The organism is Bacillus sp. GW823-FHT06B01, assembly GCF_058952315.1.
In genome coordinates this window covers 1-3,885 of sequence record NZ_JBXAHR010000021.1, presented here as the reverse complement: position 1 = coordinate 3,885, position 3,885 = coordinate 1, and the positions used below count along the sequence as shown (strand labels likewise).

General features: G+C 33.9%; 2 protein-coding genes. One reads left to right on the top strand and one right to left on the bottom strand.

Translation table 11 applies throughout. The annotated features are described in order from the left end of the window. Positions 1-216: 216 nt before the first annotated feature. Entirely contained in the window at positions 217-1,629 is a 1,413-nt protein-coding gene (gene pdxR, locus AC1Q8N_RS28665) for a MocR-like pyridoxine biosynthesis transcription factor PdxR (protein WP_098080538.1), read from the bottom strand. Positions 1,630-1,746: 117 nt separating this feature from the next. On the opposite strand from pdxR, the gene AC1Q8N_RS28660 reads away from it, so the two are divergent. Further along, positions 1,747-2,706, top strand: a complete 960-nt coding sequence (locus AC1Q8N_RS28660; RefSeq protein WP_098080536.1) for a proline dehydrogenase family protein — start codon at positions 1,747-1,749, stop codon at positions 2,704-2,706. Positions 2,707-3,885 lie beyond the last annotated feature (1,179 nt).

Here is a 3,885-nt window from a genome sequence, read left to right as displayed (position 1 = left end):
GGACCTTGTCCCTGTGAGAGTAGGACGTCGCCAAGCAACTTTAAGACGAGTCAGAATGACTCGTCTTTTTTGTGTTTAATGGAAATAATCTTGTAATTAATGTTGGTTCTATGAGTACGTGTATCTAGCAAAAAACAGCTTTATTTTATTATGATTTCACATCTAAATAGCATACCTTCAGAAAAATATGGATAAGTTTGTTAGACCATCTATTCGTTAACAAGAATATATACAAGGTATTGCCCTCTGTAGCCTGCTCACACCTTCTTTTATTTCTTCAGTTGTTAAATGTCCATACCCTATAATAATTCGATTATGATGTTTTCCTTTTTTAATGGCGTGCTCTTCCACAGGATATACTTTCACTCCGAGTTGTTGGATTTCCTCAAGTAATTCTTTTGTGAATTGAACTTGATTGAATTCAACAATCAGATGTAATCCTGTAGAATAACCGAAAATATTGATCTTATTGGAGAATGCTAATTTTAATTGCTGGATAAGGAAGTCTCTTCGAGTTTTATAAATTTTTTTCATCTTCATAATATGTCGCTCCAAATAATCTTCGGCAATAAATTTAGCAAGAACAAGCTGATTTAAAGAAGGTGTATGTAGATCTGAAAACCATTTTACCCTGCGACATTTTTCAATAAGGTGTGAGGGAAGAACTAAGTATCCCATCCTAAGGGCCGGTGATAAAATTTTACTAAATGAACCTATATATATAACACGCTCGGGATCCAATCCCTGTAATGAACTTACAGGTGAGCCTTCATATCGAAACTCACTGTCATAATCATCTTCAATGAGATAACAATTTGTTTTCCTTGAGTAGTTAATCAATTGAACCCGTCGTTGAATCGGTAACGCTCCTCCTAAAGGAAACTGATGAGAAGGAGTAGTGAAGATGAATTTTGGGTTTTTATTTGCAGGCAGCAAAGATGTATCCATCCCATTATCATCAACTGGTATAGGATAAAGGAAGGCTCCTGAATTTTTAAAAATTGTTTGAATGTCATTGGTGATGGGATCTTCTATTAGTACTTCGTCGCCTGTTGACAAAAGTAGCTTAGAAATAAGTGTTAAAGCTTGCGTTGCACCGGAGGTAATTATCAATTGTTCTGGATGACAAAAAACTCCTCTTGTTTTAAGTAAATAGTGTGATAAAACCTTTCTTAATTCGGGACGCCCTTCGGGAATATCGTATCCAAACGTAGAAGGAGGTGTTTCATTCCATATAGTATGAGATAACTTTGCCCATCCCTTAAGTGGAAATAAGTCTAATGCTGGTATCCCTGAACGAAAATTAATGATGTTACTGTCTTTGTTTATTTCTTCGCACCAAGATAAAGAATCAATTAGAGTTGATTTTTTACGTTGTTCTAAATAAGTTCCTTCTGCAATGAATGTCCCGGCGCCCTGTCGAGCGACCAAAAAACCTTCGGAAAATAATTGATCATAAGCTTCTAAAATTACATTCCTAGACACGCTTAACTCAGAAGATAATTCCCGTGTAGATGGTAGTCTTTCTCCAGATTGTAGTTCTCCGTTTAATATTCGTTCACGTATTTGGTGATAAACCTGTCGAATTAAACTTATATCTAACGATCGATCAATAGGTATCCAAAGCATATAAATGCTCCCTTCATCAAAATTGGTACCATAAAAGTTTGGTTAAAATGGTACTAATATGAACCATTTTAGCATGCTATAGTTGGATCAAATAGTTCTAAAGGGGATGAAAATGTGATGACGAAACCAGAATTCCAAGTAGCTCAGGCATTTAAATCGATTGCACGAAATGAACATATAAAATCCTATGTACAACAATCCACTGAACTCTATGCGTTGTTATTGCAAGCTGCGAAACGCTTTGTCACCGGAGAAACGAGACATGAGGGGATTGTGATAGCAAAAGAACTAATTACAAAAGGTTATCATACTTCACTAGAATACATAGGGGAAAATACTCTAGATATAGAGGAATGTTATAAAGCAAAAAATGAGTTTTGGAATCTTATTGGGGATATGGGTGCTCTATCTATGAAACAAACAGTATCACTCGATTTATCGCATATTGGATTGTCTATAGATCCAAAAATATCTTATATTCATTTAATGGAGTTGGCAGAGAAGGCAAAAGTACATGGAACTACCCTTATGATAAGTATGGAAGAATCATCTAAAGCAGCAGACATTCTTTCCATCTATAAAAAAACAACTGAGCAATATCCTAATGTAGGGATAACGATTCAGGCGCATTTATATCGCTCAAACAATGATATTCAAGAACTCCTACATTATCCAGGGAAAATACGAGTTGTAAAAGGTGCCTATCAAGAAATTTCGGATATTGCCATGCCTAGGTCAAATGACTTAAACCAACAGTATCTTCAGATTGTAGAACAACTAGTTGAAAACAATCATCCTGTATCTATAGCTACACATGATGAAATTCTTATTAAAGAAATGGAGAAACGTCAATATTTTAGTCAATCTAATGTAGAGATAGAAATGCTATATGGAATTCGTCCAGATATGTTAAGTGATTTGAAAAACAAAGGACATAATGCTAGGGTGTATTTGACTTATGGGAAAGAGTGGTACTTGTATTTATGCCATCGGATAGCTGAATATCCGGAAAATTTATATCGTGCAGTGATAGATATGATGCATTCATCTGCAGTACAGCAGCGTAGGGAATATTAAATGTAAAAATTATTTTGGCTATGGTTATTATGAGGGAGTTCAGTTGTAGTGAGTAAGTTAAAGCATTTTGGTTGTGGCCCCCAAAAAAGAGTCGGATTTTCCTTAGAGTAGAAATTCCGACTCTTTTTATATTGAAAAGATTATAGTTTATAAATTGTACAGCCGTAGTATACCTTGTTGTAGAATTTGTTTTGGTGGGTGTTTTATATGCATTGGATTCTTATTGTCATGTATTCTTAAGTTTATAGCTAGAAATAAATGAATTTGTAATTCTATATGTATTTCAAAACGGAGGATATATATAAACAATAAAATTACATACTTTGTTAGTAACTCGATTCGCTCTTCTAGCGGTAAAACGTAAATATAGGTATAGGATAAACATCCTTACATGTGATAAAAAGTAATAAAATACAAATAGAACAAATGTTCTTTGTGGGTGTGTTAGGTGCACTCGATCAATTGAGGTGCGTATTTTTAATCCGGTATATGTGTTTAAAAAAGAAATGCTATTAATTGGTTCGGTCCTCGAGTATAGTTTATTTGTATATCTTAAATGTTTGTTAAGAGGATATAAAATTTATTACGACTAGGCCATATGGAAATGGATGCTGTTAAAGATGAAAGAGATATAAGTCTGCTATTTCAGTGACATAGGGATAGTTAGTAAATGTATTAGTGTGTTTCTATATATTTACGAGTAAACAGGTAAGTAACCATTACTTCATATAAGAGGGACTCTATAACTAGAGTAGTATATAAGAATTTCTGTATCGTTGTCTGTTTATAAGAATACGTATATCTTCAATCGTTTCTAATAGAGTGCCTGATAAACAAAGAGGTGTTAGGGAGCGGAATAAGTTTTTAATTATATATTAATATTTATTAAAATAAGGTTGTTAATTTCGCGGGGGAAAAACTTCCGTACCAATTCAGTTTAGGGCGTAAGTAAACTTGAATATATTTTGGGAGAAGAAAGTAAAGCGAAGTCCAAGAGGCTTTTCGGATAATGCAATATTTATAGGTTCTTCTCTAGATTAGAGAGTGTAAAAATATTAACTTGAATAACTTTATAAAAAGGTATTGACGATTAGGATATAGGGGTGTAATATAGAACAAGTCGCCGATGCAATAACGCAGAACGCGGCACACAAAATAAAAAACTTAGTTGACATTAAC

What these genes read in the sequence shown, in the direction of transcription:
- pdxR (WP_098080538.1), bottom strand. Translation starts at nt 1,629, where the DNA reads ATGCTTTGGATACCTATTGATCGATCGTTAGATATAAGTTTAATTCGA.
- AC1Q8N_RS28660 (WP_098080536.1), top strand. Translation starts at nt 1,747, where the DNA reads ATGACGAAACCAGAATTCCAAGTAGCTCAGGCATTTAAATCGATTGCA.